Source organism: Arthrobacter sp. TMS2-4 (genome assembly GCF_054511075.1).
On record NZ_JBTNDI010000001.1, the window covers coordinates 21,140 to 43,182 of the forward strand.

Here is a 22,043-nt window from a genome sequence, read left to right on the forward strand (position 1 = left end):
GCCTACCTCTCGGGCCCGAATGGCTCCTCACGGGTCGACGGCGACGGCGGCCACGAAGCCCAGTGGCTCCAGCGGCTCCCCATCGATCGAGCTGAGATCGGTGACACGCGGCTCCTCCAATACCCCGACTGCGTCCGGGCCGCGATCGGTGAAGCCCATGCCCGAAGCCTTGACCAGCGCTTCCTTGCGGGCCCACAGGCGCGCACGAACCGCCCGTCGGTCACCGGACGGAAGTCCGTCGACCATGGTCCGCTCCTCGGGAGTCAGGGCGACGTCGTCGAAACCCCCGAAGTCGACGGCGGCGACGGCGGTGAGGTCCACGCCCAGTCCCGGTCGTGCTTTCGAACCGACGCCTCCCAGTAGCGGTGTCCCGTTCGCCCCGACCGTCGTGGCTGTTCCTTCCGGACCGTGGATCCCGTGGCTTGCAGCCGAGCCGGATGTACCGCCTCGTCCTGACAACTCGACTGTTTCGTGGATCTCGGCCGCCCCGAGTACTCCGAGCAGCACGAAGCCATTGGCCCGGGACAGGCTGAGTGCCAGCGGCACGCGTTCACCACGCAGCAGGTAGGCCGGCCGACCGTGATCCGACACCCGGTGCGGGTCACAGATCGGGCACTCGAAGCAGGACACGAGGCTGCCGGCCTGCGTTCCCAGCAGGTCGGCGACAAGGGTACGGAGGAGGTACCGGCCCGCGACGAAGAGGGCGGACGGCGTCGCATCGGCGATCCGTGCCGCCCGCGCCCGTTCGACGTCGTCGAGGAGCCGGAGCATGGTGGCTGCGGGCGGGAGATCGGCGCCGGGACCGATCCTCTGCAACCGGAGGACGGCACCCGACGGTCGGTCCGCAGGATCGGCGACCAACGACGACGGGCCGGGGGTGGGCGAGCCAGGGGCAGGAGTGCCTGGGAGATACTTCACGCCACCATCGTCCCCGAGGACCTGTCCGTGAGGCCATCCTCTCGGGACAGCCCGACGGAAACTCGGTCATGAGCCAGACGTGCGTCGCCAGCGGATCTGCAGAAGCTCGGTAGGCGGCCGGCGGGCTGGGACGAGGTGACCCCTGGGCTGCGCCAGGACAGCCGCGGGCTGGGACGAGGTGACCCCTGGGCTACGACGGGGCAGCCGGGGGCTGGGACCGGTCAGCTCGTAGGCCGCAGCCCTAGTGTGTGCCGAACAGTTCAGCGCACACGTCGTCGCTGAGGACGAACGGCCGCGGCCGGTCGGGGTCCGCGGGCTGTCCGTACACGTAGTAACCGCGACCTTCGCCGGGACCGCCTGCCGCACGGTCGATGGCGTGCATGAGCTTCGGCGTGAGCGGCCCGGAAGGTCCGATCCGGTGGATCAGTTCGATCTCGTGCGGCGCGAGTGCCCGTACCAGGCTCTTCACATCGGCCATGGGGGGATCCTCTCGTCGGTGCGGTCACTGCGTGAGGACCGACCCTAGGCGCTGCGAGTGAACGAGGCATGAACGGGGTCATTCCGGCCGCTGACGAACGGGTTGGACACCACGAACGCAGGAACCGAGAAAGGGAAGAACAGCCGGGCAAGCGCACGGATGATCAGGACGGATGGACGATCTGCGGAACCGACACCCGGCGGATGCAGCGATCAGTCGTCGTAGGCGCGGAACTGTTCCACGGACACGATGCGGCCCTGGTTGGTGCTGCTCACCTGGCAGATCACCGCTTCGCCGGGTGCGAGGTGCGGGTCCTCGACGGGCAGGAGCGCGTGCAGATGGTGCGGCATGTGGCCGCGCAGCACCGAGAGGACGAGCGGGAGCACCGGGCGGTGGGTGCAGACCGCCACCGGTCTGCGTTTGTCCAGGAGCCGCTCGATGGCAGCTCGCGCGCGTGCGGGCTTCCTCGCGGCGTCGTGCTCCGTCAGGGCGTCGACGAGCTTCAGCTTCGCACTGCGTTGGTTCACGTACGGCGAGATCGTCTGGACACACCGCACCCAGGGGCTGCTCACCACCCGCTCAGGCGTCCAGGCCTGGAGCAGGCGACTCACTGCGGTAGCCTGCCGTCGGCCGGTGGCGGCGAGGGGCCTCTCGCCCTCGGCCCTGCTCCATGACGAGCGGGGCTTGGCCTTGGCATGGCGGACCACGATCAGCGGCCAGGTCTGGAGGTTCCTGGCGCGGTGCGCCTCGACGAGAGCGTCGAGGGGCACGACGTCGGTCGGGTTGCTCAGGAGGGTGCGCGCCTCTTCGGGAGACACCCAGCGTGTGTCGTCGACCTCGCTGCCGTCCGGCACCGGGGTAGCCCGGTCGATCCTGGCCGCCCAGTAGTGCACCGTCTTCTCGCCCGCGTTCACCGGGTAGGTGATCGTTGCCAGGGGGATACCGAGTCGCACGCGCAGCCCGACTTCCTCGTCCGTCTCGCGGACGGCGCACTCGGGCGTCGTCTCTCCCGGATCGAGCTTGCCCTTCGGCCAGGACCAGTCATCGTACCGGGGGCGGTGGATGATGAGGATCTCGAGAGAGCCCTTCTCGATCCGCCAGCACAGCGTGCCTGCGGCCACGACAGCAGGACTGCCGCTCACCGTGGCGACGGCGGCGTCCTTCGTTGATGGAGCCATCAGCGGCGGGACACTGCTCGCTGGCGGGCGCGCGAGGCGAGCAGCGACGACTGGATGTCCTCGAGCAGCACGCCGTCGGCGTCCTTGTGTTGCCGGGTCCAGCAGCCGGTCTCATCGAGGTGCCAACTGGAGACCGTCGGGTCCATGTACCGGTCCATGAGGTTCATCAGGTAGGAGATGTCCTCCGCCGAACTCAACTGCACGAGAGCCTCGACGCGGCGGTCGAGGTTGCGGTGCATCATGTCCGCCGACCCGATGAACACCGCGGGCGCGCCGCCGTTCGCGAAGGCGAAGACTCGGGAATGTTCGAGGAACCGGCCGAGGACGGAGCGGACCGTGACGTTCTCGCTCAGCCCCGGAACTCCGGGTCGTACCGAGCAGATGCCACGCACGATCACGTCCACCTGCACACCCGCCTGTGACGCGCGGTAGAGCGAATCGATGATTGCTTCGTCGACCATGGAGTTCACCTTGATGACCACGCGTGCGGCGAGCCCGGCCTGCTTGTTCGCGATCTCCCGCTCGATGCGGTCGATCAGACCCGAGCGGACCGACCGCGGCGCCACGAGGAGGCGCTTGAAGGTGGATTTCGGTGCATACCCGGACAGCTGGTTGAACAGGCGCGACAGGTCCTCGCCCACCTGCTCGTTGGAGGTGAGCAGGCCGAGGTCCTCGTAGTACCGGGCCGTTCGCGGGTGGTAGTTGCCGGTGCCGATGTGGCAGTACCGTCGGAGGCCGTCGATCTCCTGCCGCACCACGAGCGAGAGCTTGCAGTGGGTCTTGAGCCCCACGATGCCGTACACCACGTGCACGCCGGCCTGCTCCAGCTTGCGCGCCCAGGAGATGTTGGCCTGCTCGTCGAACCGTGCCTTGATCTCCACGAGGGCCAGCACCTGCTTGCCGGCTTCGGCGGCGTCGATCAGGGCATCGACGATGGGGGAGTCGCCCGACGTCCGGTACAGCGTCTGCTTGATGGCCTGGACCTTCGGGTCCGAAGCCGCCTGTTCCAGGAACGCCTGCACGGAGGTGGAGAAGGAGTCGTACGGGTGGTGCAGCAGGATGTCGCGCCGCCGCATCGCCGCGAAGACGTTCGCTGCCTTCGACGTCTCGCTCTCGTTGAGGTAGCGGCTCGTGTGCGGGACGTGCTTGGGGAAGTGCAGATCCCCACGGTCGATGCCCGCGATCACGCTGAGGCCGCGCAGGTCCAGGGGCGCCGGGAGGTTGAAGACCTCGTCCTCCTCCACGCCGAGTTCCCGCGAGAGCAATGCCCTGATGCTCGGGTTGATGTCCGTGGTGACCTCGAGCCGGACGGGCGGCCCGAACCGGCGACGCAGCAGTTCCTTCTCGAGCGCCTGCAGCAGGTTCTCGGCGTCGTCCTCCTCCACCTCCAGGTCCTCGTTGCGCGTGACGCGGAAGAGGTGGTGCTCGAGCACCTCCATGCCGGGGAAGAGCTGGTCGAGGTGGACGGCGATGACTTCTTCGAGCGGGATGAAGCGGGCGATGCGCCCGGCGACGTTGCCCGCGCGCGGTCCGTCCACCGACATGAGGCGCGGCAACTGGTCGGGCACCTTCACACGTGCGAAGAGTTCCTTCTGGCTGACGGGGTTGCGGACCACGACGGCGAGGTTGAGGGACAGGCCCGAGATGTAGGGGAACGGGTGGGCCGGGTCGACGGCGAGCGGCGTGAGGATAGGGAAGACCTTCTCGGCGAAGACCTTGTGCAGCTCGGCGCGTGCGGTGTCGTCCAGTTCCTCCCACGTGGTGAGGTGGATCTGCTCCTGGGCGAGGGCCGGCCGGATGTGCTCGGCGAACACGGCTGCGTGGCGCTGCTGCAGCTGGTAGCCGTCCTGCATGATCTTCTCGAGCTGCTCGATGGGGCTGAGGCCCGCCGCCGAGGGTACCGCAAGGCCCGTGGCGATCCGGCGCTTGAGGCCGGCCACCCGCACCATGAAGAACTCGTCGAGGTTGGACGCGAAGATCGACAGGAAGCCGACCCGCTCCAGGAGGAAGAGCTCCGGGTCCTCCGCGAGTTCGAGGACGCGCGCATTGAAATCGAGCCAGCTGATCTCGCGATCGAGGAAACGGTCCGCTCCGATGTCGCCGGACGGCAGGAGGCTGGGAGCGAACTCCGGGATGTCGATGCGGTCCTGGGTTGCCCGGGCCGGAGCCGTTTCGGATGACCCGTACAGTGACGCACCCCGGCGTTTGGTTCGTGAATCCATTACGTCTCCTGCAGCGTGGGCGGTCATGGTGGCGGGAACCCCGCTCCGACAGGCCCGGGGACGCCTCGAACCAACCTTACAAGGAAGGTTGCGCCGCCTCGGCCGCGTACATGACGTCGACGTCCCAGCGGGTGAAGCCGAGCGTGCGGTAAAGCGCGACGGCGGCCGTGTTGTCAGCATCGACATAGAGCATGATGGCCTGCAGTCCGCGGTCGTGGAGGTACTCGATGCCGGCGATCGTCAGGGCCTTGCCGAGGCCCATGCCCTGCGACTCCGGCGTCACGCCGACCACGTACACCTCGCCGATCGCCGGGTGTTCCCCCACCGCAGGATGGACCTTCGTCCAGTGGAAGCCGAGCAGGGCGTCGTCGATCTCGCGCACGGCGAGCAGGAAGCCCTCGGCATCGAACCAGTCCTCGGCCATCCGCGCCTCGAGATCGGCGCGCGTGGTGGCCCCCTGTTCGGGGTGGTGCGCGAAAGCAGCCGCGTTGGCCGCGAGCCATGCCGCCTCGTCCTGCCCGCGGACGAACGGACGCAGCACGACGCCGTCGGGCAGCTCGAGCGCGGGGACCGTCTCGGTGACGGCCGCGCGGGTCAGGCGCATCCGCCACAGTTCACGGACGGGGGCGTAGCCGAAGCGTTCCGCAAGGTCCGCGGCCGCGGAGTGGTTGCCGTGGGACCAGCCGCGGAGGCCGGTGATCCCCTCGGCGAGGACCGCATCGATCAGGGCCGTCCCGGCGCCCTCCCCGCGGCAGTCGGGCCGGACGACGAGCTCGAGGACGGCGCCGTCCTCGGAGCCGAGCGTGACGACGGCGACCCCCGCGAGCTCGCTGTCCGGGGCATCGGAGGTGCGGGCCGTGAGGACGAGCAGGCGGTCGTCGGCGTCGTCGGAGCGAAGGGTGAGCAGGGTCTGCTCGGACAGCGGCGGGTTGCCGTCGGCTTCCGCGGCGGAGGCGGCGAGGCTCCGTATCTCGTCGACGACGTCAAGGGGCGGTGTGCCGGTGATCCTGCCGACGGTCCAGGTGGGGGCGTGCTGAGCGGCGGTCATACGCCCAGCCTAGTCCTGCGCCCGCTCCACGGTTTGGTGCGCACCCGCCGGGTACGGTAGTGTCGGGAACTGCTCGAGGGGGATGCGCCAGTGGGGCGCCCGCGATACGTTCGACCCGTATGTCCTCCACTTCTGCCCGGCCCGGCCGGGAACATCGAAAGCCCCTTCCGCCCGCAGGTGGGAGGGGCTTTCGCGTGGGGTCAGGCGTCCTGGTCGACCGACGAGCGCTCGTCGGGCAGGCGGGTCAGCGTGAAGCGGTACCCGACGTTCCGGACCGTGCCGATCAGCTGCTCGTGGTCGGAGCCGAGCTTCGCCCGCAGCCGCCGCACATGGACGTCGACGGTACGCGTGCCTCCGTAGTAGTCGTATCCCCACACCTCGTGCAGGAGCTGGTCGCGGGTGAACACCCGGCCCGGATGCTGCGCGAGGTACTTCAGGAGCTCGAACTCCTTGTAGGTCAGGTTCAGGGGTTCGCCGCCCACCCGCGCCGTGTAACTGGCCTCGTCGATCACCACGCCCGACGCGTGGATCTCGGTGCTCGTCTCCTCGCCGGCCGCCGTCGACCGCGCGATCACCAGCCGCAGCCGTGCCTCCACCTCCGCCGGGCCCGCCGAGTCGAGGACGACGTCGTCCGCCAGCCAGTTCGCGGCGACCGCCGCCATGCCGCCCTCCGTGAGCACGAGGACGAGCGGCGCGCTGAGGCCGGTGGCCTTCAACAACTGGGTGAGGGACCGTGCGCCGATGAGGTCCCTGCGCGCGTCGACGAGGACGACGTCGCAGGGTTCCGTCTCGAGGAGCGCCGTGGGTTCTGCCGCGAGGATGTGCACCTTGTGGTTGAGCAGTTCCAGCGCAGGCAGGATGTCGACGGACGAACCACTGGTGTTCGTGAGCATCAGGATGTGCGGCATGTGTCCTCCACGGGTAGGGGATGCGCATCATCGGGCAAGAGCGCCGCCCTCCCCGACGGGGAGGAGGGTGCGCTCGAAATTTGGTCAAGTATAGCCGTCGCCTGTGATGCGCCACACGCACGACGGCGGCGGACCGGGTGCTTTTCGGCGCACCTGCACGGGTAGGGCAGTATTGCTGGGGTGAAGAGGACGAGTGTGGCCGCAGCGGCCGGAGCCGCGGCCATCGCGACCGGAGCGATCGTCGCGTCCTCCTACATCTCCGTGACGGCCGTCGCCGTGGCCGTCGGCGCCCTGTGCGTCCTGGCCGCCGTAGGCTGGCCCCATATCCTGCGTGTACCGGCGAAGAAGACCCTGTCGGCGGCGATCGGTCTCGCCGCACTGCTCGCCGTCGTCCTCACCGCCACGGTGCCCGGGCCGTTCTACCTGACCTGGTTCCCGGTCTCCGTGGCACTGGGCGTCGGCGCGGTCTTCATGATCCAGCTCCTGCGCGGAACCGGCCAGAGCCTCCGGCTGGAATCGACCCTCGGGGCGGGTTCGGGCGTGGTGGCCGTGGCCATGGGCTCGGGCTGGGTGGCCACGGACCGGCTCGCCGTCAACGCCGCCGATTCCGGCATGACGCTCGTGACCGGCGTGAGCATCCTCATCGCGATCGCCGTGTGCCTGCTGCCCCTCCCTGACCGGCTCGTCGCCCCCGCCGCCGTCGTGCTCGCTGCGCTCGCCGGACCGCTCGGTGCGTTGCTCTTCACCGATGTTCCGGCACTCGCAGCGGCTGTCGTGGGGCTCGCCTGCGGTGCCGTGATCGCAGGGACCCGGCGGTTGCTGGTCGCCCGGGAGGCGCCGATCGACCGGATCGCGGCCGTCGCCGCCGGTATCGCCCCCGTCCTCGCGATCGGCGCCGTCGTGTACTTCCTCGACACGCTGTTCCTGGCCTGAGCAGGGCCTCCGGGCGCCGATCCGGGGCCGGGCGGGGCCGGTTTCGCGGCCCGGGCGACGGCCGTCGCGGGCGTTCCTCCGCTGTCCGCGCCGGGCGTTAGGATGGGAGCATGTCCATCCTCGCCCTTGAAATCTTCTTCATCTCGCTGCTGGTCATCGCCGGTATCGGCATGGCCGGATTCGCTGCCCTCGTCATCACGCGCCTGTACAAGGGCCAGAAGTAGCCGACTGACCCCGGAGGCCCTATGTCGATCGACCTGCCCACCGACCTGACACCCGAGCTCGTCCCGCTGTCGTGGCTCCTCGGAACCTGGGAGGGGACGGGGATGCTCGGCGAGGGGACCGCCGAGTCGGAGCGCTTCTCGCAGCGCGTCGTCTTCTCGCAGAACGGTCTCCCGTACCTGCAGTACAGTGCCGAATCCTGGCTCATCGACGAGCAGGGCGCGCAGCTGCGACCACTGTCCGCCGAGACCGGATTCTGGGCACTCGACCGCAAGCTGAACGACTCCGACGTCGGACCCGGCCTGAGTCCTGCTGACATCGTCCCGGCCCTCAAGAGCGCCGACGAGGTGGAGCAGTTCCGCAACGACTCCGGCGGCTTCGACATCACGGCCACCGTGGTGCACCCCGGCGGCATCGCCGAGCTCTACTACGGGAGCATCAAGGGCCCGCAGATCCAGCTCAGCACGGACCTCGTGATGCGCGGCCAGCACTCCAAGGAGTACGTGGCGGCCACCCGGCTGTTCGGCCTCGTGGACGGCAACCTCTACTGGCGCTGGGACGTCGCGGCTCAGGGCAATTCCCTCGAGGCGCACGCGTCCGCGATCCTCAGCAAGACCTCCTGACGCGCAGTATCCCTGCTGGACACCACGCAACAGACCCGCCTGGAAGGCGTTGTATCACATGACCCCACGAAGCCCCCTCCTGGACCGACCCGGCGCCGTCGAGGGCGGCGGAGCCGATGCCGGTGTGGCCTCCCACTACGGCGATCCGTTCCGTGAGCAACGGCTCCTCGCCGCCGGCGGGTCCGTCGTCGACCTGTCGCAGCGCGGCGTCGTCACCGTCTCCGGACCCGACCGGCTGAGCTGGCTGAACACGCTCTCTTCCCAGTTGCTTCTCGGCCTCCGGCCCGGCCAGAGTTCCGAGACGCTGCTCCTGACCGTCCAGGGCCGCATCGAGTACGCGGCCCACGTCGTCGACGACGGCGCCACCACGTGGCTCATCACCGAGGGAGGCGAGGCAGCCCCGCTGGCCGCCTGGCTGGACCGCATGAAGTTCATGCTCCGCGTCGAGGTCAGCGACGCCACCGACGACTGGGCCGTGCTCGGAACGACGAGGGCCCTGCCCGATCAGGCCCCTGACGCCGTCGTGTGGGAGGACCCCTGGCCCGTCGTCGTCCCCGGCGGATACTCCTACGCGGTCGTCGACGAGCGCGCCCATCCGGGTCGCGAGCGGCCATGGTTCGAGTACCTCGTGCCGCGGGCGGACCTCGAGGCGGCTGTGGTCGCCACGGGACTGGCACTGTCGGGCTCGCTCGCAGCCGAAGCGCTGCGCATCGCGGCCTGGCGTCCGCGGCCCGGGTTCGAGACGGACGAGAAGACCATCCCGCACGAGCTCGACCTCATGCGCACCGCCGTCCACCTCGCGAAGGGCTGCTACAAGGGTCAGGAGACCATCGCCCGTGTGCACAACCTCGGGCACCCGCCGCGGCGGCTCACCTTCCTGCACCTCGACGGCAGTCAGCACACCCTCCCCGCGCCCGGAAGTCCGGTCCTCAGCGAGGGCCGCACGGTGGGCAGGGTGACGTCCGTGGGCCACCACTACGAGATGGGCCCGATCGCCCTCGCCGTCGTGAAGCGGTCCGTCGACGCGTCCGCGGACCTGCTGGTGCAGGACGGCGACGAGGCCTACGCCGCAGGCCAGGAGGTCATCGTGGCGCCGGAGGCCGGGCAGGTCGTCGGCCGCGCCTCGGGCTTCCTGAAGGCCCCGCGATGAGCGCCGGGAACGACGGATCCCAGGGGTCCGCGGACGCGACCGACGCAGCGGCCGCCATCGCTCTCGCGCACTCCCTGTTCGACGCCGCGCGGTCGGGTGACAGCGCCACACTGGTGCGGTATCTCGACGCCGGGGTGCCCTTCACCCTGACGAACACCGCCGGCGACAGCCTGCTCATGCTGGCGGCGTACAACGGTCATCCGGCAATCGTGCGTGACCTGCTGGCCCGCGGAGCGGAAGCGGACCAGGTCAACGACCGCGGGCAGACACCCCTCGCAGGTGCCGTCTTCAAGGGGCACACCGACGTCGTCCGGCTGCTCGTCGGCGCGGGGGCCGACGCCGATGCGGGCACGCCCTCTGCCCGCGCCGCAGCCGAGATGTTCGGGCGGACCGAACTGCTGGACCTGTTCGGCTGACGAGGAGAACATGGTCGCAATGGGTCCTGATCTTCCTTGCAGGACTGCCCGCTTCAGGGTCGATCACTTGTCAGAGAGCCCACGCGGTGGAGCGTCCCCAGGCGACGAACAAGGCGAGTAGCAGAGCCACGATGTTGATGGTGAACCCCTTCTCACCGCGCGAGAGGTGGAACGCGATCGATAGCGCCATGATCAATGCCAGCCCTAGTGCTGCTGCCGGGATCAGGAAAGTGGCTATCCGGAAAATGCCGGGGAGGATCAACCCCAGGGCACCAAGGATCTCGAATACTCCAGCGGTGCGCGCGTGGCCCGGCTTGTCCGCCGCCCACGTAAGCCCCTGGGACACGATCTTGTCCATGGGTTGGAATGTCTTCGTGACACCGGCAGCGAGAAAAAATACTGCAAGGACTCCGGCCACGATCCAAAGAGCGATATTCATGACGTCCCCTCCTGGAACCCGGACAGGTCAAGCATGCTCCCTCCGGGGTGCTCTGGCCATGGACTCGTTCTGAGGAGAGATCCGGGTACGGTCCAGCACGAGGCGGACCGGGTGCGTGGACTTCGGCGGTGATCGGGCCTCCACCAGCGGCGTGGCGCAGGATGACACGCCAGAAGCGGCGTCGAAGCCCCTGCAGTACGGACGGGGCAGCTCAGGCGCCGAGCAGGACCGAGGTCTGCGTCCCCGCATAGGCGAAGCCGGCCCGCCGGGCGGTGCGCTGCGAGGCCGTGTTGTCCGTCCGTGCGCGCCACTGCGGAACGAGCCCGGCTCCCATGGCGTCCTCGACCGCGATGGCTGCCACCTGCCCGGCATAGCCCTTGCGTCGTTCCCCGGGCGGGGTGATGACCGCGATGTGCGCGAGGATGCCCTGCCAGATGTCGTACCCGGCTCCGGCCAGGGGGGTGTCGGGGGCGCCACCGTCGACCAGCACGAACGGATGCTCCACCGCAGCGAGTCCCGCTTCGGCGACGTCGTCGGGCGGGCAACGACGCTCGAGCTCACGGACGAGCGAGGCTTCACCGGAGACCGTCGCCGGCGGCCCGTCGAACCGCGGCAGGTCGTCGCAGAAGTACAGCTGCGCCTCGCCGAGCCCCCGTCCGCCGTACTCGCGGCTGAGCGCGAGCAACCTCGAGTGGCTGCGTAGCTCCGGCGAGGACATCGAGCGTCCCGCGTCGACGGCCCAGCCGGGACCCTTCAGCACCTCACGGCCGAACAGGGTCACGAACATCAGGACCGAGGCGTCGTCGTCGACCGCGTAGATGCGGTCGGAGCCGGAGGCGAGGGCGTCGTCGTCGAGCCCGAGCAGTCGCGACCAGGCGAGCTGGATGATCGAGACCGTGCCGGGATCGAGTTGCACAGGTCAGCCGAAGAGGATGGAGGCTTCGTCGTAGCGGTGCTGGGGGACCCGCTTGAGGTTGCCGAGTGCTGCGTCGAAGCCCACGTGGGCGATCTCCGTGCCGTTGAGGGCCACCATGGTGCCCCACAGCTCGTCGCGCACGGAATCGACGGCGGCCATGCCCAGCCGGGTGGCGAGCACGCGGTCGAACGAGCTCGGGACGCCGCCGCGCTGGATGTGGCCGAGGATCGTGGCGCGGGTCTCGATACCCGTGCGGGCCTCCAGCTCGGGCGCGAGCTGGTCGGCGATCCCGCCGAGCCGTGGGCGGCCGAAGGTATCGAGGCCGCGCTCGGAGTGTGCCTGCTCCAGGTGCGAGGGGACGAAGCCCTCGGCGACGACGACAAGGGGCGCGCGCCCGCGGGCGTTGGCCGTGGACACCCACTCGGCGATCTGCTCCACGCTGGTCTGCTGCTCGGGGATGAGGATGGCGTGCGCGCCGGAGGCCATGCCGGCGTGCAGGGCGATCCACCCGACGTGGCGGCCCATGACCTCGGCGATCATGCAGCGGCTGTGGGACTCGCCCGTGGTGCGCAGGCGGTCGATGGCCTCGGTGGCGATCTGCACGGCGGTGTCGAACCCGAACGTGTAGTCGGTGGCGTCGAGGTCGTTGTCGACCGTCTTGGGGACACCGACGATCTTCAGGCCGACGTCCGTGAGTCGCTTCGCCGCAGCGAGCGTGCCCTCGCCGCCGATCGCGATGATCGCGTCGATGCCGAGGCGCTCCATGTTCGCCTTGACGACGTCGGGGCCGCCGTTGCCCTCGAACGGGTTGGTGCGGGAGGTCCCGAGGATCGTGCCGCCCTGCTTGGAGATGCCGCGCACCGCGTGCCGGGGGAGATCGATGACGTCGCCCTCGACGACGCCGCGCCAGCCGTCCCGGAAGCCGACGAACTCCTGGTCGTGGACCTTGATGCCCTTGAGGACGGCACCGCGGATGACCGCGTTGAGTCCCGGGCAGTCGCCGCCGCTGGTGAGGATTCCGATCTTCATATGGCGTGGTGTCCTTCGGAGAGGGTGTGGGTGTCCATCGGGAGCACGCCGTCGGGCCCGCCTATGATTCTAGACACACCCGGGCCGGCCCCTTCACCGGCGGGACCGGCCTTGCGCCCTGCGCCGGGCCGGTCGGTGACCACGTAGGCTGGAACCATCCAGCGCACGAGGGCTCTGCGTCCCCGGGTGCTCGCCCGTCCGTCCGAGGAGGACACCAGCAGTGCCCCAGGCAGGTTTTGCGCCAGCGGCGCTGCGCATGGTCCATATCTCCCGGCCGGTCCTCTGGATCAACACCCTCGGCACCGGCGTCGTCGGCATGTGGCTCGCCGGGACGTTCTGGGAGGGGGAGGCCCTCGCCCTCCTTCTCTGGCTGACCCTGCCGTTCAACCTGCTGATCTATGGCGTGAACGACATCTTCGACCAGGACACCGACGCCCTGAACCCGAGGAAGGGATCGCTCGAGGGTGCCAGGATCAGGGCCTCCGAGGTCCGCGCCATCTGGATCGCCGTCCTCGCGACGAACCTGCCGTTCCTCGTATGGTTCGCGGCCACGATTCCGCCGCCGGCCCTCGCCTGGATCGCGCTGTACGCCCTCGTGTTCGTCTTCTACTCGGCGCCGCCAGTGCGCTTCAAGGCCCGGCCGTACCTCGACTCCCTCAGCAACGCGGCCTACGCGTTCCCGCTCGTCTTCGTCCCCTACGCCCTCGGCGATACGCCGGTCTGGGCCGCCGCGCTCGGCCTGATGGCCTGGAGCGCGGCGAAACACACCTACGACGCCGTCCAGGACATCGACGAGGACCGCGGTGTGGGCATCACGACGACGGCCGTGCGGCTCGGCCCCCGCGGCGTCGTCGCCTGGAGCGGCGCCTGGTGGGCGGTGTCCACGGTGTGCTTCGCGCTGGTCAACATCCCGGTCGCCGTCGTGAACGCCCTGATCGCCGGCTGGCTGCTGCTGGGTCTGTACCGGGATCCCCGGCCCGAGACCGGCCACAGCCTGTACCGGTACTCGATCGCCTTCCCCTACGTGGCCGGGACCGTCGCGGGCGTCCAGCTCGTCGTCGCCCTGACGCTGGGACTCCACCGATGAGCCGGGTCGTCGTCGTCGGTGGTGGGATCGGTGGCCTGACGGCCGCCGCCCTCCTCGGACGCGCAGGTCACGGCGTGACGCTGGTGGAGGCCGCGGACCACATCGGTGGCAAGAGCCGCCGCGTCGAGGTCTCGGGACAGCGCATGGACACGGGCCCCTCGCTCGTCACGTTCCCGGGCGTGTGGCAGGAACTCCTGCGCCTTCTCGACGCCGTCGCCCCCGCCGGCGCCACGCCCGCCTCGGACATCGCAGGCCTCCGCCTCGAACGGCTGCCGGAGGTCGGGACCTATTACTACCGCGGCGAGGCGTGCACCCTGCCGGTACCGGAGGGCCATCCCTGGCACGCGGCCTGGACGCGCTTCGCGGCCGAACACGGCGTCCTGGGGGAGGACGTGTCGCGCCTGCTGACCACGGGCCCGCTCGAGAAGTCCTCCTACCCCGCCCTGGCCAGGCTCGGCGCGCTGTACGGGCGCAGGCTCACCACGCGCAGCTATCTCGACAGCCTCCCGTGGCTGCCCGAGGGGCTCCGCGAGGTCATCGCGATCCACACCCTCAACGCAGGGGTCAGCCCAACCCGGACTCCCGCCCTCTACGCGAGCATGCCCGCCATCATGGCCGAGGACGGCGTCTGGATCCCGGAGGGCGGCGTCTACGAACTCGTGCTGGCCCTCCAGCGCGTCGCCGAGGACGCCGGCGTGGAGATCCACACCGGCGATCCCGCGCAGGGCATCGGACGACGGCGGGTCACCACGACCGCCGGCAGCTACCCGGCCGACGCCGTCGTCAGCGGTCTCGACGCGCATCGCCTCGGCGGGCTCCTGGGCGGGCGCGCCCCCCGCACCCCGCGGAAGCTCACCTGCTCCGCGATCGGGATCTACGCCGTCCTGGCGCGACCGCTGCCCCAGGGGACGGCCCGCCACGGCGTCGTCATGCCGGACGACCCCGCAGCGCTCTACCGGAGCCTCGAGGCGGGGCAGGAACCCGACCAGACCATGGCGTTCGCGAACTACTACCCGGCGCACGGTGTCTACCCCAACGGCTCCGCGACGCTCGCGCTACTGCTCACGGCGCCGGCCAACGGCAGGACGTACTCGCTCGAGGACCCGTTCGTGCGGCGTGAACTGGACCGGACGACGCGCGTCCTCGGGCTGCCCGAACCGCTCGAGGACTACTTCGGCAGCCATGAGATCCTCGACCCTGGCTACTTCGGCGAGCGCGGCTCGGCCGGCGGGGGGCTCTACGGGGCGGTGCGCCCGGCGTGGATGAGCGGACCGTTCCACCTTCCGCCGTACTCGGATCCGCTGCGCCCGTGGCTGTGGCGTGTGGGGGCGTCCGTCCATCCCGGCGGCGGTCTGCCTGCGGTCCTCGGCGGCGCGATGATGTCCACCCAGAAGCTGCTGGCACGCCTGGGGCCCGCGGCCTGAGCCCCCGTCGCCCCGGCCGGTCGGTTCAGGCCTGCTGTGCGGCCTCCACCGGTGCGCTGCCCGCGGCCGGCGCGGACGACGCCACGGCCTGTGTGACCTGGAGTCGCCGACGCACCACGAGGACGATGAGGGCGACGGCGAGCATCGCCGGGAACACGAGTCCCGAGAAGATGCACACGCCGAGCCACAGGAACATGGAGACCAGCAGGCTGTCGAGCAGGCCCGGGCGGAGCGGGACGTCGGTCAGGCGCCGCCCGCCGATCCAGGTCACCAGGGCGGAGGCGACGAGCCCGGAGATGAGCCAGCCGCCGTAGTTCGAGAGCGGGACCCCGTAGTAGGGGCCACCGCCGGGCCAGATCCAGAAGCCGAGGGACACCGCACCCGGATCGAGGACGCCGTCGATGACCACGAGCAGCAACCCGCCGAGCAGGATCCTCCGCAGCGCGGTCCCGCCACCCGAGACGACGGCGACCGCGCCGATGACCAGCGGTACGTAGGAGAGGGGCAGCAGGTACGGGACCAGGCCGAGGATCGTGGGGCCGAGCGGTTCACCGTAGTAGAACTCGCCGTAGGGCATCCCGGTGGCCACGCCGAAACCCTCGATGAGGTAACCGAAGACCGACACGGCCAGGAGGGCCGCGGCGCCCCGCGCGGCCCCGAACTGGCGCACGAGCGCGATGAACGCGGGCAGGGCGATCAGGAGGTTGAAGCCGTAGGACGCATAGCTCGCTCCCTCGACGTCGGGGAACCGCACCACGAAGTAGCCGGAGACGAACAGGAAGGCGCAGGAGGCGATGAGCAGGCGGGGGAAGCGGCGGGTAGCGGGAGTCTTCGACACCCATCCATCCTTGCAGGTCATGCAGCGGCAAGGGGCACCCGCGATCCGGCGGGTGCCCCTTGCTGCGGGCCCGGTTGTTGCCTTTCCTGCCCGTCCCTAGCCGCCGGCGAGGAGCTTCTCGAGGGCGATCGTGCCTTCCGTCGTGGGCAGCAGCAGCCACAGGACGAAGTAGAGCGGGACCCCGATGAAGGGGAGCAGGAAGCTCAGCAGGATCCCGATCCGGACGTAGGTCACGCGCCAGCCGTACTTGAGCGCGATGCCGGCGGCGATGCCGCCGAGGAGGCCCCCGGGGGCACGCTTGATCGGTGAGGAGCGGAGGAAACGGTACAAGGACTGCATGATGTGCCTTTCGGTTCTCGGGCTGGTGTGGTGTGGTCGGAACAAGTATCCGGCGCCATTCAGTATCCGGACAGGGGGTCCTCGCGGGAGTCGTCCCGCTCGTCGGTGGCCGGCCTGGACCGGAGGGACAGGACACCGCCCGCCACCAGTGCCAGTCCGACGCCCACGAGGAGGCCCAGGGCCACGATCACGGGGTCGATGGACAGTTCCACGACCTGGCTGACGAGGAGGAGGGTGGCGATCACGAGGATCACCGACCCCCAGACGACGGTCACGAGGCGAGCTCGGCGTTTCGTTCCATTCAGTGCGGTGCTCATGGTGTGTCTCCGGTCGGGGTGGTACTGCTGGTGGAGGGGAGGCTCGCTCCTCCCGAGGCGTCTCCGGGGGCGTCTCCGGGGGCGGTGACGACGCTGACGTCGCTCATCGCACCGCGCAGGTCGAGGATGATCGCCGAGCCGGTGGCGTCCGGGTTCAGTGTCCCGTCACGCAGCAGCAGGACGCCACCCTCGCTCCGGGGTTCCACGGTGGAACCGGTGGGGCCCTCCAGGGTTCCGCGCGTCCCGGCGTTGCCGAGCGCCATGCGCGTACGGAACTCGACCGGTACGTCGTCGGGCACCACCACGGTGACGTCGCTGGCGAGCGAGTTGACCGGCACCACCACGTCGCCGGACAGCGGGGGCAGGCCGGTGAGGTCGATGGTGGCCTGTGCGCCCAGGGCGCTGTAGCCGCCGGCTGCGGCCTGCAACGACACCGGGGTGAGCCTCTTGTCCTGAGCGACGATCCATGCCGCCCCGCCGATCGAGAAGGACGCGATGAGGGCGCCGATGACCGCGAGGGCCGCTGCGAAACCGACGAATCCGGAGGTGCGTCCCCCCACACCCAGCCCGATGATGCCGAGCGCGAGGACGATCGAGGCCGCTGCGAGGGCGACGACGACCGGCTCGACGAGATCAGGCGTGCCGAGGTAGTCGAGGGCGAGAATGGTCGCCGCGACGACGACGGCACCACCGACCAGGAGGGCCGTGACCGGCCCGGAAGGCCGCGGCGGCCGGTACGTGGTGGCCGGTGGTGGGCCGGCGGGACCCTGGTACGACACCGGATAGGTGGATCCGGACCAGGCCGACGAGCCGGGTTCATAGGGCAGCGGCGGGGCCGGGTGCGTGTGTGGCGTCCACGGCTCCGTGGCCGAGTAGGGGCGGGGCTGGTACGGCAGGGGGACCGCGCGGTGCACGGTGTCAGCCGCGGCGTCGTGGGTGTCCCCGTCGGCGTCGGACGCGCCGGACGGTCCTCCATCGATGCCGTGTGCGGCGTCGCCGGTGTCCCCGTCGCCGTCGGACGTGCCGGACGGCCCTCCATCGATGCCGTCAGTGGCACTGCCGGGTGTGCGGTCCGTCCCTCCGTCGGTGGCACCGACGGGTGCGCCGGCACCGTCCCGGTCCGTGACGGAGGTATGTGCGGTGTCCGGGCTGCCGGAGGTCGCCGGGGAAGCGGACGCACCGGGGGAGCCGGGGGCGACGTCGTGGGGCGGGTGCCCGCCGGAACCCGCTGCGGATCCTGCCGCGGGCGCGGTGCCGTCCGGGCCCGGCGCGATCGGTCCGTCGGCGCCCGGGTGCCCCGGGGCACCCAAATCCCTCGCCGGGCCTGACGGCGGCACGGGTCCGCCGCCCGGCCCGCCCGGGACGTCCGGCCCGCCCGGGACGTCCCGGGGTCCGCTCCCCGGGCCCCCGTGGAGGTCCCTGCGGTTCCGTCCACCGGCGGAGGAGTTGATGATCCAGTACACGAAGAGGACGACGGCGCCGATCCAGAACAGGGTCCACAGCAGGCCGCCCGTACCGTCGCCACCGAGGAAGGGAAGGTTCGGGCGCCAGAGACCGATCACCACGAGTGCCGCGGCTCCGGTCAGGCCCGAGGTCCAGGAGCCCCGGCCGGCCTGTTCCAGATGGATGCGCCCGTCCTGTTCGGGGAGCAGTGCCCAGGCGAGTCCGTAGAGGAGGACGCCGATGCCGCCGAAGACCGCGAGGATCACGATCAGTCCGCGGACGAGGGCGATGTCCAGGCCGGTGCGGCGTGCCACGCCGCCGGCGACTCCGCCGACCCAGCGGTCGGGAGCCCGGGTGATGTCGAGTCCCCGCAACCAGCGGAAGAATGGGGACGAAGCGGGTGATCCCGCAGGATGCGATGCGGCCGGTTCTTGCTGCCAGGACGGCCCGCCTGGTGGTGGTTCTGAGGTCATGCCCCCATCCTTCCGCCCACGCCGCAACGGGCACATCGGGGCCTACCCTGATTGAACCCTGAGTGGGCCCTGAATCTGCTCCGGGACCGTCCCGGAGCGGCCCGCAGCATGCTTTGATGAGGGCATGAGACCCCCGCTGCTCCGCACGTCCGACGGCGTCATCGCCGGCGTCTGTGCGGGCCTCGCGGCTCATCTCGGGATTCCCCGGTCATGGGTCCGCGTCGGCATGGCGGTCCTGACCCTCGCCTCCGGTGCGGGCGCCTTCCTGTACGCGTGGCTCTGGATCTTCGTGCCGACGGCGTCGGACCAGGCCGCGGCGGCGGGTCGCCGGAGCGGTCCTGCAGCCTTCATGCACGACGTCGGCGCGTCGGCTTCCCCAAACGGCAGCGGCTCCGGACCGGCGGGCCGGACCATCGGGGCGCTCGCCGGGCGCGCCGGTGCCGGACCGGTCCCGTCCGGAGCGCCATCCGCGGGCCCCGCCCCCGCAGAGCCACGGCGCGCCGACACGCTCGGCACGGACCCGTTCGGTACCGGCGTCGGGCGCAACCGGATCGAAGGTGCCGGGCAGCGGGAGATCCTGTTCGGGACGGTCCTGCTGGTCGCTGCGGCCGTCCTCGTGGTACAGCTGCTCGGCGTCCCGGTGAATTGGGGCTTCCTCGTCCCGATCGCTGTCGTCGCCACGGGCGCAGCCCTCGCCTGGTCCCAGCTCGACGACGTGCGCCGGGCGCGGGTGATGAACCGGGCCGGCGCGGAACGGGCGGGCGGCGCCCTTCGCCTGTTCGCGGGCATCGTGCTCGTCATCGCCGGGGTGCTCGTCGCACTCTCCAGCAGCGGCTCGTGGACCCTGACGATGGCCACCCTCGTCGCCGTCCTCGCCGTCCTCGCGGGTGTGGGACTGGTCCTCGCCCCCTGGGGGCTCAAGTTCTGGCGGGATCTCGAGAGCGAGCAGGCAGCCCGCGTGCGGGAGACGGAACGCGCCGAGATCGCCGCCCACCTCCACGACTCGGTGCTGCAGACGCTGGCGCTCATCCAGAACCGGGCGGATTCGGAGACGGATGTCCTGCGGCTGGCCCGGGCCCAGGAGCGGGAGTTGCGCCAGTGGCTGTTCGCCGATCCGGGACGGGATCCCGTCAGCCTCGCCGAGCGGCTCCGGAGCGTGGCGGGGGAGATCGAGGATCTGTACGGGCACGCGGTGACCGTCGTCGCCGTGGGCGACGCGAGTCTGGGGCCCGCCGAGGACGCGCTCGCCCAAGCGGCGCGGGAGGCGATGCTGAACGCGGCGAAGCACGCCGGGGTCGCCGTGTCGGTGTACCTCGAGGCCGGACCGGAGACCGTGGAGGTGTTCGTGCGGGACCGCGGGCCGGGCTTCGACCCGACGGCGGTTCCGGCGGACCGCCTGGGCATCCGGGAGTCGATCCACAGCAGGATGCAGCGCCACGGCGGGACGGCAGAACTCCGCAGCGATGCCGACGGCACCGAGGTGAGGCTCCGCCTGCCGCGCGCCACGGGTGTTCCCGCATGAGGCCGCGGCCTTCGGACGGGTCCTGTCGGCCTGCCCGCACCCGGGCCATCGGTGCGGTGGACTGCGGTATGTGTACGGTGGACGGCCGTGCAGGACGAGAGGGCGGACGGCAGGCAGCCGGAGGAGAGGGACATGGACAGCATGGATGACGCGGCGGAGGGCCCTGCGCCGGGAATCGTCTCGGTGGTGATCGTCGATGATCACGGGATCTTCCGCGCGGGGCTCCGCGGTGCGCTCGGCCCGGTGATCCGTGTCCTCGGCGAGGCGGCGACGGTCGAGGAGGCGGAAACCGTGATCGATTCCGCGCGGCCAGACGTCGTCCTCCTCGACGTGCACCTGCCCGGTGGTCGCGGTGGAGGAGGCGCGGAGGTCATCCACCGGTGCTCCCGGCTCGGCGTCCCGTCCCGCTTCCTGGCCCTCAGCGTGTCCGACTCGGCGGAGGACGTCGTCGCCGTCATCCGCGCGGGGGCCCGCGGATACGTCACCAAGACCATCTCCGGCCCGGAGATCACCGACGCAGTGCAGCGCATCGCCTCGGGCGACGCCGTCTTCTCGCCACGGCTCGCCGGCTTTGTCCTCGATGCGTTCGGGACGGCTTCGGTGGCCGTCGACGACGAGCTCGACCGCCTCTCGGCACGCGAACTGGAGGTCATGCGGCTGATCGCCCGGGGCTACAGCTACAAGGAGACGGCGAAGGAGCTGTTCATCTCCGTCAAGACCGTCGAGACCCATGTGTCCGCGGTCCTGCGGAAGCTGCAGCTCTCCTCCCGGCACGAACTCACGCGGTGGGCCACGGAGCGCAGGCTGCTCTGACCTGCCGGCGCTCCGCGTACCCGGGAGAGGACGCCGTCACTGCCCGGGCGAGGACGCCGTCAGCGGGCGGAGCCGAGGAATTCCTGCAGCCGGCGCACGCCGGTCGCGAGGTCCTCGTCGCCGAGGGCGTAGGACAACCGCAGGAATCCGCTGGGCCCGAAGGCCTCCCCGGGAACGACGGCGACCTCCACCTTCTCGAGGATCAGCGCGGCGAGTTCGGCCGACGTCGTGGGCGTGGTGCCGTCGAAGCTCCTGCCGAGCAGGGCGCGGACATCCGCGTAGGCGTAGAAGGCACCGTGCGGCGTGGGACACTCGATGCCGTCGATCGCGTCGAGCCCCGAGACCATGGCGCGGCGCCGCCGGTCGAACGCCACCTTCATCTCCTCTACCGCCGTCAACGGGCCCGAGACGGCGGCGAGGGCGGCCATCTGCGGCACGTTGGAGACGTTCGACGTCGCGTGGGACTGCAGGTTAGTGGCCGCCTTCACGAGATCGTTCGGTCCGATCATCCAGCCCACGCGCCACCCGGTCATGGCGTACGTCTTGGCGACGCCGTTGAGGATCACCACCTTGTCACCGAGGGCAGGGGCCGCCGTCGCGATCGAGGTGAACGGGACGTCGTCGTACGTCAGGTGCTCGTAGATCTCATCGGTGACCACCCACAGCCCGCGCTCCGCAGCCCACTCGCCGATCTCCCGGACGGCGTCCGGGCCGTACACCGCCCCGGTGGGATTGGACGGCGAGACGAAGAGGAGCACCTTGGTGCGCGGTGTCAGGGCGGCGGCGAGCTGGTCGACCGTCACCAGGTAACCCTGCTCGGGGCCGGCGAAGACCTCGACCGGCACACCCCCTGCGAGGCGGATGGCCTCGGGGTAGGTGGTCCAGAACGGACTGGGGACCAGTACCTCGTCCCCGGGGTCGAGGAGCGCCGCGAAGGATTCGTACACGGCCTGCTTGCCGCCGTTCGTCACCAGCACCTGGGAGGGGTCGACGCCGTAACCGGAGTCACGCTGTGTCTTGACGGCGATGGCCTGCTTCAGTTCCGGCAGCCCACCGGCAGGGGAGTAGCGGTGGAACCGCGGCTGGCGCGCCGCCTCGATCGCCGCCTCGACGATGTAGTCCGGCGTCGGGAAGTCCGGCTCGCCCGCACCGAAGCCGATCACGGGGCGTCCGGCCGCCTTGAGGGCCTTGGCCTTGGCGTCCACGGCGAGTGTCGCGGACTCCGCGATCGAGCCGATCCGCCGGGAGACCCGGGGGAGTGCTGCGCGGGTGGAGTCATCGGTCGTCGCGTTCATCGGGTCCCGTTC

General features: G+C 70.5%; 22 protein-coding genes. 8 read left to right on the forward strand and 14 right to left on the reverse strand.

Translation table 11 applies throughout. The features are described from left to right. Positions 1–27: 27 nt before the first annotated feature. The 6 genes from ACX80F_RS00110 to ACX80F_RS00135 all read right to left on the reverse strand — a co-directional run bounded on the left by ACX80F_RS00110 (position 28) and on the right by ACX80F_RS00135 (position 6,752). Positions 28–918 (reverse strand): 4'-phosphopantetheinyl transferase family protein, encoded by an 891-nt coding sequence (locus tag ACX80F_RS00110; RefSeq protein ID WP_459334369.1) that lies wholly within the window; start codon positions 916–918, stop codon positions 28–30. 241 nt (positions 919–1,159) lie between these two features. Then, positions 1,160–1,396, reverse strand: a complete 237-nt coding sequence (locus tag ACX80F_RS00115) for a hypothetical protein (RefSeq protein WP_459334370.1) — start codon at positions 1,394–1,396, stop codon at positions 1,160–1,162. 212 nt (positions 1,397–1,608) lie between these two features. Continuing rightward, the gene (locus tag ACX80F_RS00120; RefSeq protein WP_459334371.1) at positions 1,609–2,574 is read right to left on the reverse strand and encodes an NUDIX hydrolase; all 966 of its coding nucleotides are present in this window, start codon (positions 2,572–2,574) and stop codon (positions 1,609–1,611) included. Beyond that, the gene (locus ACX80F_RS00125) at positions 2,574–4,796 is read right to left on the reverse strand and encodes an RNA degradosome polyphosphate kinase (RefSeq protein ID WP_459334372.1); all 2,223 of its coding nucleotides are present in this window, start codon (positions 4,794–4,796) and stop codon (positions 2,574–2,576) included. The genes ACX80F_RS00120 and ACX80F_RS00125 overlap by 1 nt, the downstream gene beginning before the upstream one ends. Before the next feature lie 76 nt (positions 4,797–4,872). Continuing rightward, positions 4,873–5,844, reverse strand: coding sequence for a mycothiol synthase (gene mshD, locus ACX80F_RS00130; RefSeq protein ID WP_459334373.1), 972 nt, complete (start codon positions 5,842–5,844; stop codon positions 4,873–4,875). 200 nt (positions 5,845–6,044) lie between these two features. Beyond that, positions 6,045–6,752, reverse strand: a complete 708-nt coding sequence (locus tag ACX80F_RS00135) for a winged helix-turn-helix transcriptional regulator (RefSeq protein WP_459334374.1) — start codon at positions 6,750–6,752, stop codon at positions 6,045–6,047. A gap of 180 nt (positions 6,753–6,932) precedes the next feature. Between ACX80F_RS00135 and ACX80F_RS00140 the strand changes: the two genes are divergently transcribed. The 4 genes from ACX80F_RS00140 (at position 6,933) to ACX80F_RS00155 (ending at position 10,096) form a co-directional block, all read left to right on the forward strand. Further along, positions 6,933–7,685 (forward strand): hypothetical protein, encoded by a 753-nt coding sequence (locus tag ACX80F_RS00140; protein WP_459334375.1) that lies wholly within the window; start codon positions 6,933–6,935, stop codon positions 7,683–7,685. Positions 7,686–7,930: 245 nt separating this feature from the next. Further along, positions 7,931–8,530 carry a heme-binding beta-barrel domain-containing protein gene (locus ACX80F_RS00145; RefSeq protein WP_459334376.1) on the forward strand — a complete coding sequence of 200 codons (600 nt, stop codon included), beginning with the start codon at positions 7,931–7,933 and terminating at the stop codon, positions 8,528–8,530. Between the two features lie 58 nt (positions 8,531–8,588). After that, a complete protein-coding gene (gene ygfZ / locus ACX80F_RS00150; RefSeq protein ID WP_459334377.1) occupies positions 8,589–9,680 on the forward strand; it encodes a CAF17-like 4Fe-4S cluster assembly/insertion protein YgfZ in 1,092 nt (363 codons plus the stop codon). After that, positions 9,677–10,096 (forward strand): ankyrin repeat domain-containing protein, encoded by a 420-nt coding sequence (locus ACX80F_RS00155; RefSeq protein WP_459334378.1) that lies wholly within the window; start codon positions 9,677–9,679, stop codon positions 10,094–10,096. The genes ygfZ and ACX80F_RS00155 overlap by 4 nt, the downstream gene beginning before the upstream one ends. Positions 10,097–10,166: 70 nt before the next feature. Here ACX80F_RS00155 and ACX80F_RS00160 read toward each other — a convergent pair whose 3' ends face one another. From ACX80F_RS00160 to ACX80F_RS00170, 3 genes are all read right to left on the reverse strand, one after another. Beyond that, a complete protein-coding gene (locus ACX80F_RS00160) occupies positions 10,167–10,535 on the reverse strand; it encodes a DoxX family protein (RefSeq protein ID WP_459334379.1) in 369 nt (122 codons plus the stop codon). Between the two features lie 211 nt (positions 10,536–10,746). Continuing rightward, positions 10,747–11,451, reverse strand: a complete 705-nt coding sequence (locus ACX80F_RS00165; protein WP_459334380.1) for a GNAT family N-acetyltransferase — start codon at positions 11,449–11,451, stop codon at positions 10,747–10,749. 3 nt (positions 11,452–11,454) lie between these two features. Then, positions 11,455–12,480, reverse strand: a complete 1,026-nt coding sequence (locus ACX80F_RS00170) for a 6-phosphofructokinase (RefSeq protein WP_459334381.1) — start codon at positions 12,478–12,480, stop codon at positions 11,455–11,457. 220 nt (positions 12,481–12,700) lie between these two features. Here ACX80F_RS00170 and ACX80F_RS00175 point away from each other — a divergent pair, with 220 nt between their 5' ends. Further along, positions 12,701–13,567, forward strand: a complete 867-nt coding sequence (locus tag ACX80F_RS00175) for a UbiA family prenyltransferase (protein ID WP_459334382.1) — start codon at positions 12,701–12,703, stop codon at positions 13,565–13,567. Then, the gene (locus tag ACX80F_RS00180; protein ID WP_459334383.1) at positions 13,564–14,991 is read left to right on the forward strand and encodes a phytoene desaturase family protein; all 1,428 of its coding nucleotides are present in this window, start codon (positions 13,564–13,566) and stop codon (positions 14,989–14,991) included. The genes ACX80F_RS00175 and ACX80F_RS00180 overlap by 4 nt, the downstream gene beginning before the upstream one ends. 25 nt (positions 14,992–15,016) lie before the next feature. Here ACX80F_RS00180 and ACX80F_RS00185 read toward each other — a convergent pair whose 3' ends face one another. The 4 genes from ACX80F_RS00185 to ACX80F_RS00200 all read right to left on the reverse strand — a co-directional run bounded on the left by ACX80F_RS00185 (position 15,017) and on the right by ACX80F_RS00200 (position 18,401). Next, entirely contained in the window at positions 15,017–15,829 is an 813-nt protein-coding gene (locus ACX80F_RS00185) for a carotenoid biosynthesis protein (RefSeq protein WP_459334384.1), read from the reverse strand. Positions 15,830–15,925: 96 nt separating this feature from the next. Next, complete coding sequence (locus tag ACX80F_RS00190) at positions 15,926–16,168, reverse strand: PspC domain-containing protein (protein ID WP_459334385.1); 243 nt, start codon at positions 16,166–16,168, stop codon at positions 15,926–15,928. A 59-nt stretch (positions 16,169–16,227) separates the two neighbouring features. After that, the gene (locus ACX80F_RS00195; protein ID WP_459334386.1) at positions 16,228–16,485 is read right to left on the reverse strand and encodes a hypothetical protein; all 258 of its coding nucleotides are present in this window, start codon (positions 16,483–16,485) and stop codon (positions 16,228–16,230) included. Next, complete coding sequence (locus ACX80F_RS00200) at positions 16,482–18,401, reverse strand: PspC domain-containing protein (RefSeq protein ID WP_459334387.1); 1,920 nt, start codon at positions 18,399–18,401, stop codon at positions 16,482–16,484. Before ACX80F_RS00200 ends, ACX80F_RS00195 begins: the two co-directional genes overlap by 4 nt. A 124-nt stretch (positions 18,402–18,525) precedes the next feature. Here ACX80F_RS00200 and ACX80F_RS00205 point away from each other — a divergent pair, with 124 nt between their 5' ends. After that, the gene (locus tag ACX80F_RS00205; protein ID WP_459334388.1) at positions 18,526–19,923 is read left to right on the forward strand and encodes an ATP-binding protein; all 1,398 of its coding nucleotides are present in this window, start codon (positions 18,526–18,528) and stop codon (positions 19,921–19,923) included. Positions 19,924–20,064: 141 nt separating this feature from the next. After that, positions 20,065–20,736, forward strand: a complete 672-nt coding sequence (locus tag ACX80F_RS00210; RefSeq protein WP_459334931.1) for a LuxR C-terminal-related transcriptional regulator — start codon at positions 20,065–20,067, stop codon at positions 20,734–20,736. A 59-nt stretch (positions 20,737–20,795) separates the two neighbouring features. Here the strand turns inward: ACX80F_RS00210 and ACX80F_RS00215 are convergent, their stop codons facing one another. Continuing rightward, complete coding sequence (locus ACX80F_RS00215; protein ID WP_459334389.1) at positions 20,796–22,031, reverse strand: pyridoxal phosphate-dependent aminotransferase; 1,236 nt, start codon at positions 22,029–22,031, stop codon at positions 20,796–20,798. Between the last annotated feature and the right edge of the window lie 12 nt (positions 22,032–22,043).

Excerpts from the sequence above, each read along its gene's own strand:
- ACX80F_RS00180 (WP_459334383.1), top strand. The coding sequence starts at position 13,564 with ATGAGCCGGGTCGTCGTCGTCGGTGGTGGGATCGGTGGCCTGACGGCC.
- ACX80F_RS00160 (WP_459334379.1), bottom strand. The coding sequence starts at position 10,535 with ATGAATATCGCTCTTTGGATCGTGGCCGGAGTCCTTGCAGTATTTTTT.
- ACX80F_RS00170 (WP_459334381.1), bottom strand. The coding sequence starts at position 12,480 with ATGAAGATCGGAATCCTCACCAGCGGCGGCGACTGCCCGGGACTCAAC.
- ACX80F_RS00190 (WP_459334385.1), bottom strand. The coding sequence starts at position 16,168 with ATGCAGTCCTTGTACCGTTTCCTCCGCTCCTCACCGATCAAGCGTGCC.
- ACX80F_RS00195 (WP_459334386.1), bottom strand. The coding sequence starts at position 16,485 with ATGAGCACCGCACTGAATGGAACGAAACGCCGAGCTCGCCTCGTGACC.
- ACX80F_RS00205 (WP_459334388.1), top strand. The coding sequence starts at position 18,526 with ATGAGACCCCCGCTGCTCCGCACGTCCGACGGCGTCATCGCCGGCGTC.
- ACX80F_RS00115 (WP_459334370.1), bottom strand. The coding sequence starts at position 1,396 with ATGGCCGATGTGAAGAGCCTGGTACGGGCACTCGCGCCGCACGAGATC.
- ACX80F_RS00155 (WP_459334378.1), top strand. The coding sequence starts at position 9,677 with ATGAGCGCCGGGAACGACGGATCCCAGGGGTCCGCGGACGCGACCGAC.
- ACX80F_RS00125 (WP_459334372.1), bottom strand. The coding sequence starts at position 4,796 with ATGGATTCACGAACCAAACGCCGGGGTGCGTCACTGTACGGGTCATCC.
- ACX80F_RS00200 (WP_459334387.1), bottom strand. The coding sequence starts at position 18,401 with ATGACCTCAGAACCACCACCAGGCGGGCCGTCCTGGCAGCAAGAACCG.
- mshD (WP_459334373.1), bottom strand. The coding sequence starts at position 5,844 with ATGACCGCCGCTCAGCACGCCCCCACCTGGACCGTCGGCAGGATCACC.
- ACX80F_RS00210 (WP_459334931.1), top strand. The coding sequence starts at position 20,065 with ATGGATGACGCGGCGGAGGGCCCTGCGCCGGGAATCGTCTCGGTGGTG.
- ygfZ (WP_459334377.1), top strand. The coding sequence starts at position 8,589 with ATGACCCCACGAAGCCCCCTCCTGGACCGACCCGGCGCCGTCGAGGGC.
- ACX80F_RS00135 (WP_459334374.1), bottom strand. The coding sequence starts at position 6,752 with ATGCCGCACATCCTGATGCTCACGAACACCAGTGGTTCGTCCGTCGAC.
- ACX80F_RS00145 (WP_459334376.1), top strand. The coding sequence starts at position 7,931 with ATGTCGATCGACCTGCCCACCGACCTGACACCCGAGCTCGTCCCGCTG.
- ACX80F_RS00215 (WP_459334389.1), bottom strand. The coding sequence starts at position 22,031 with ATGAACGCGACGACCGATGACTCCACCCGCGCAGCACTCCCCCGGGTC.
- ACX80F_RS00120 (WP_459334371.1), bottom strand. The coding sequence starts at position 2,574 with ATGGCTCCATCAACGAAGGACGCCGCCGTCGCCACGGTGAGCGGCAGT.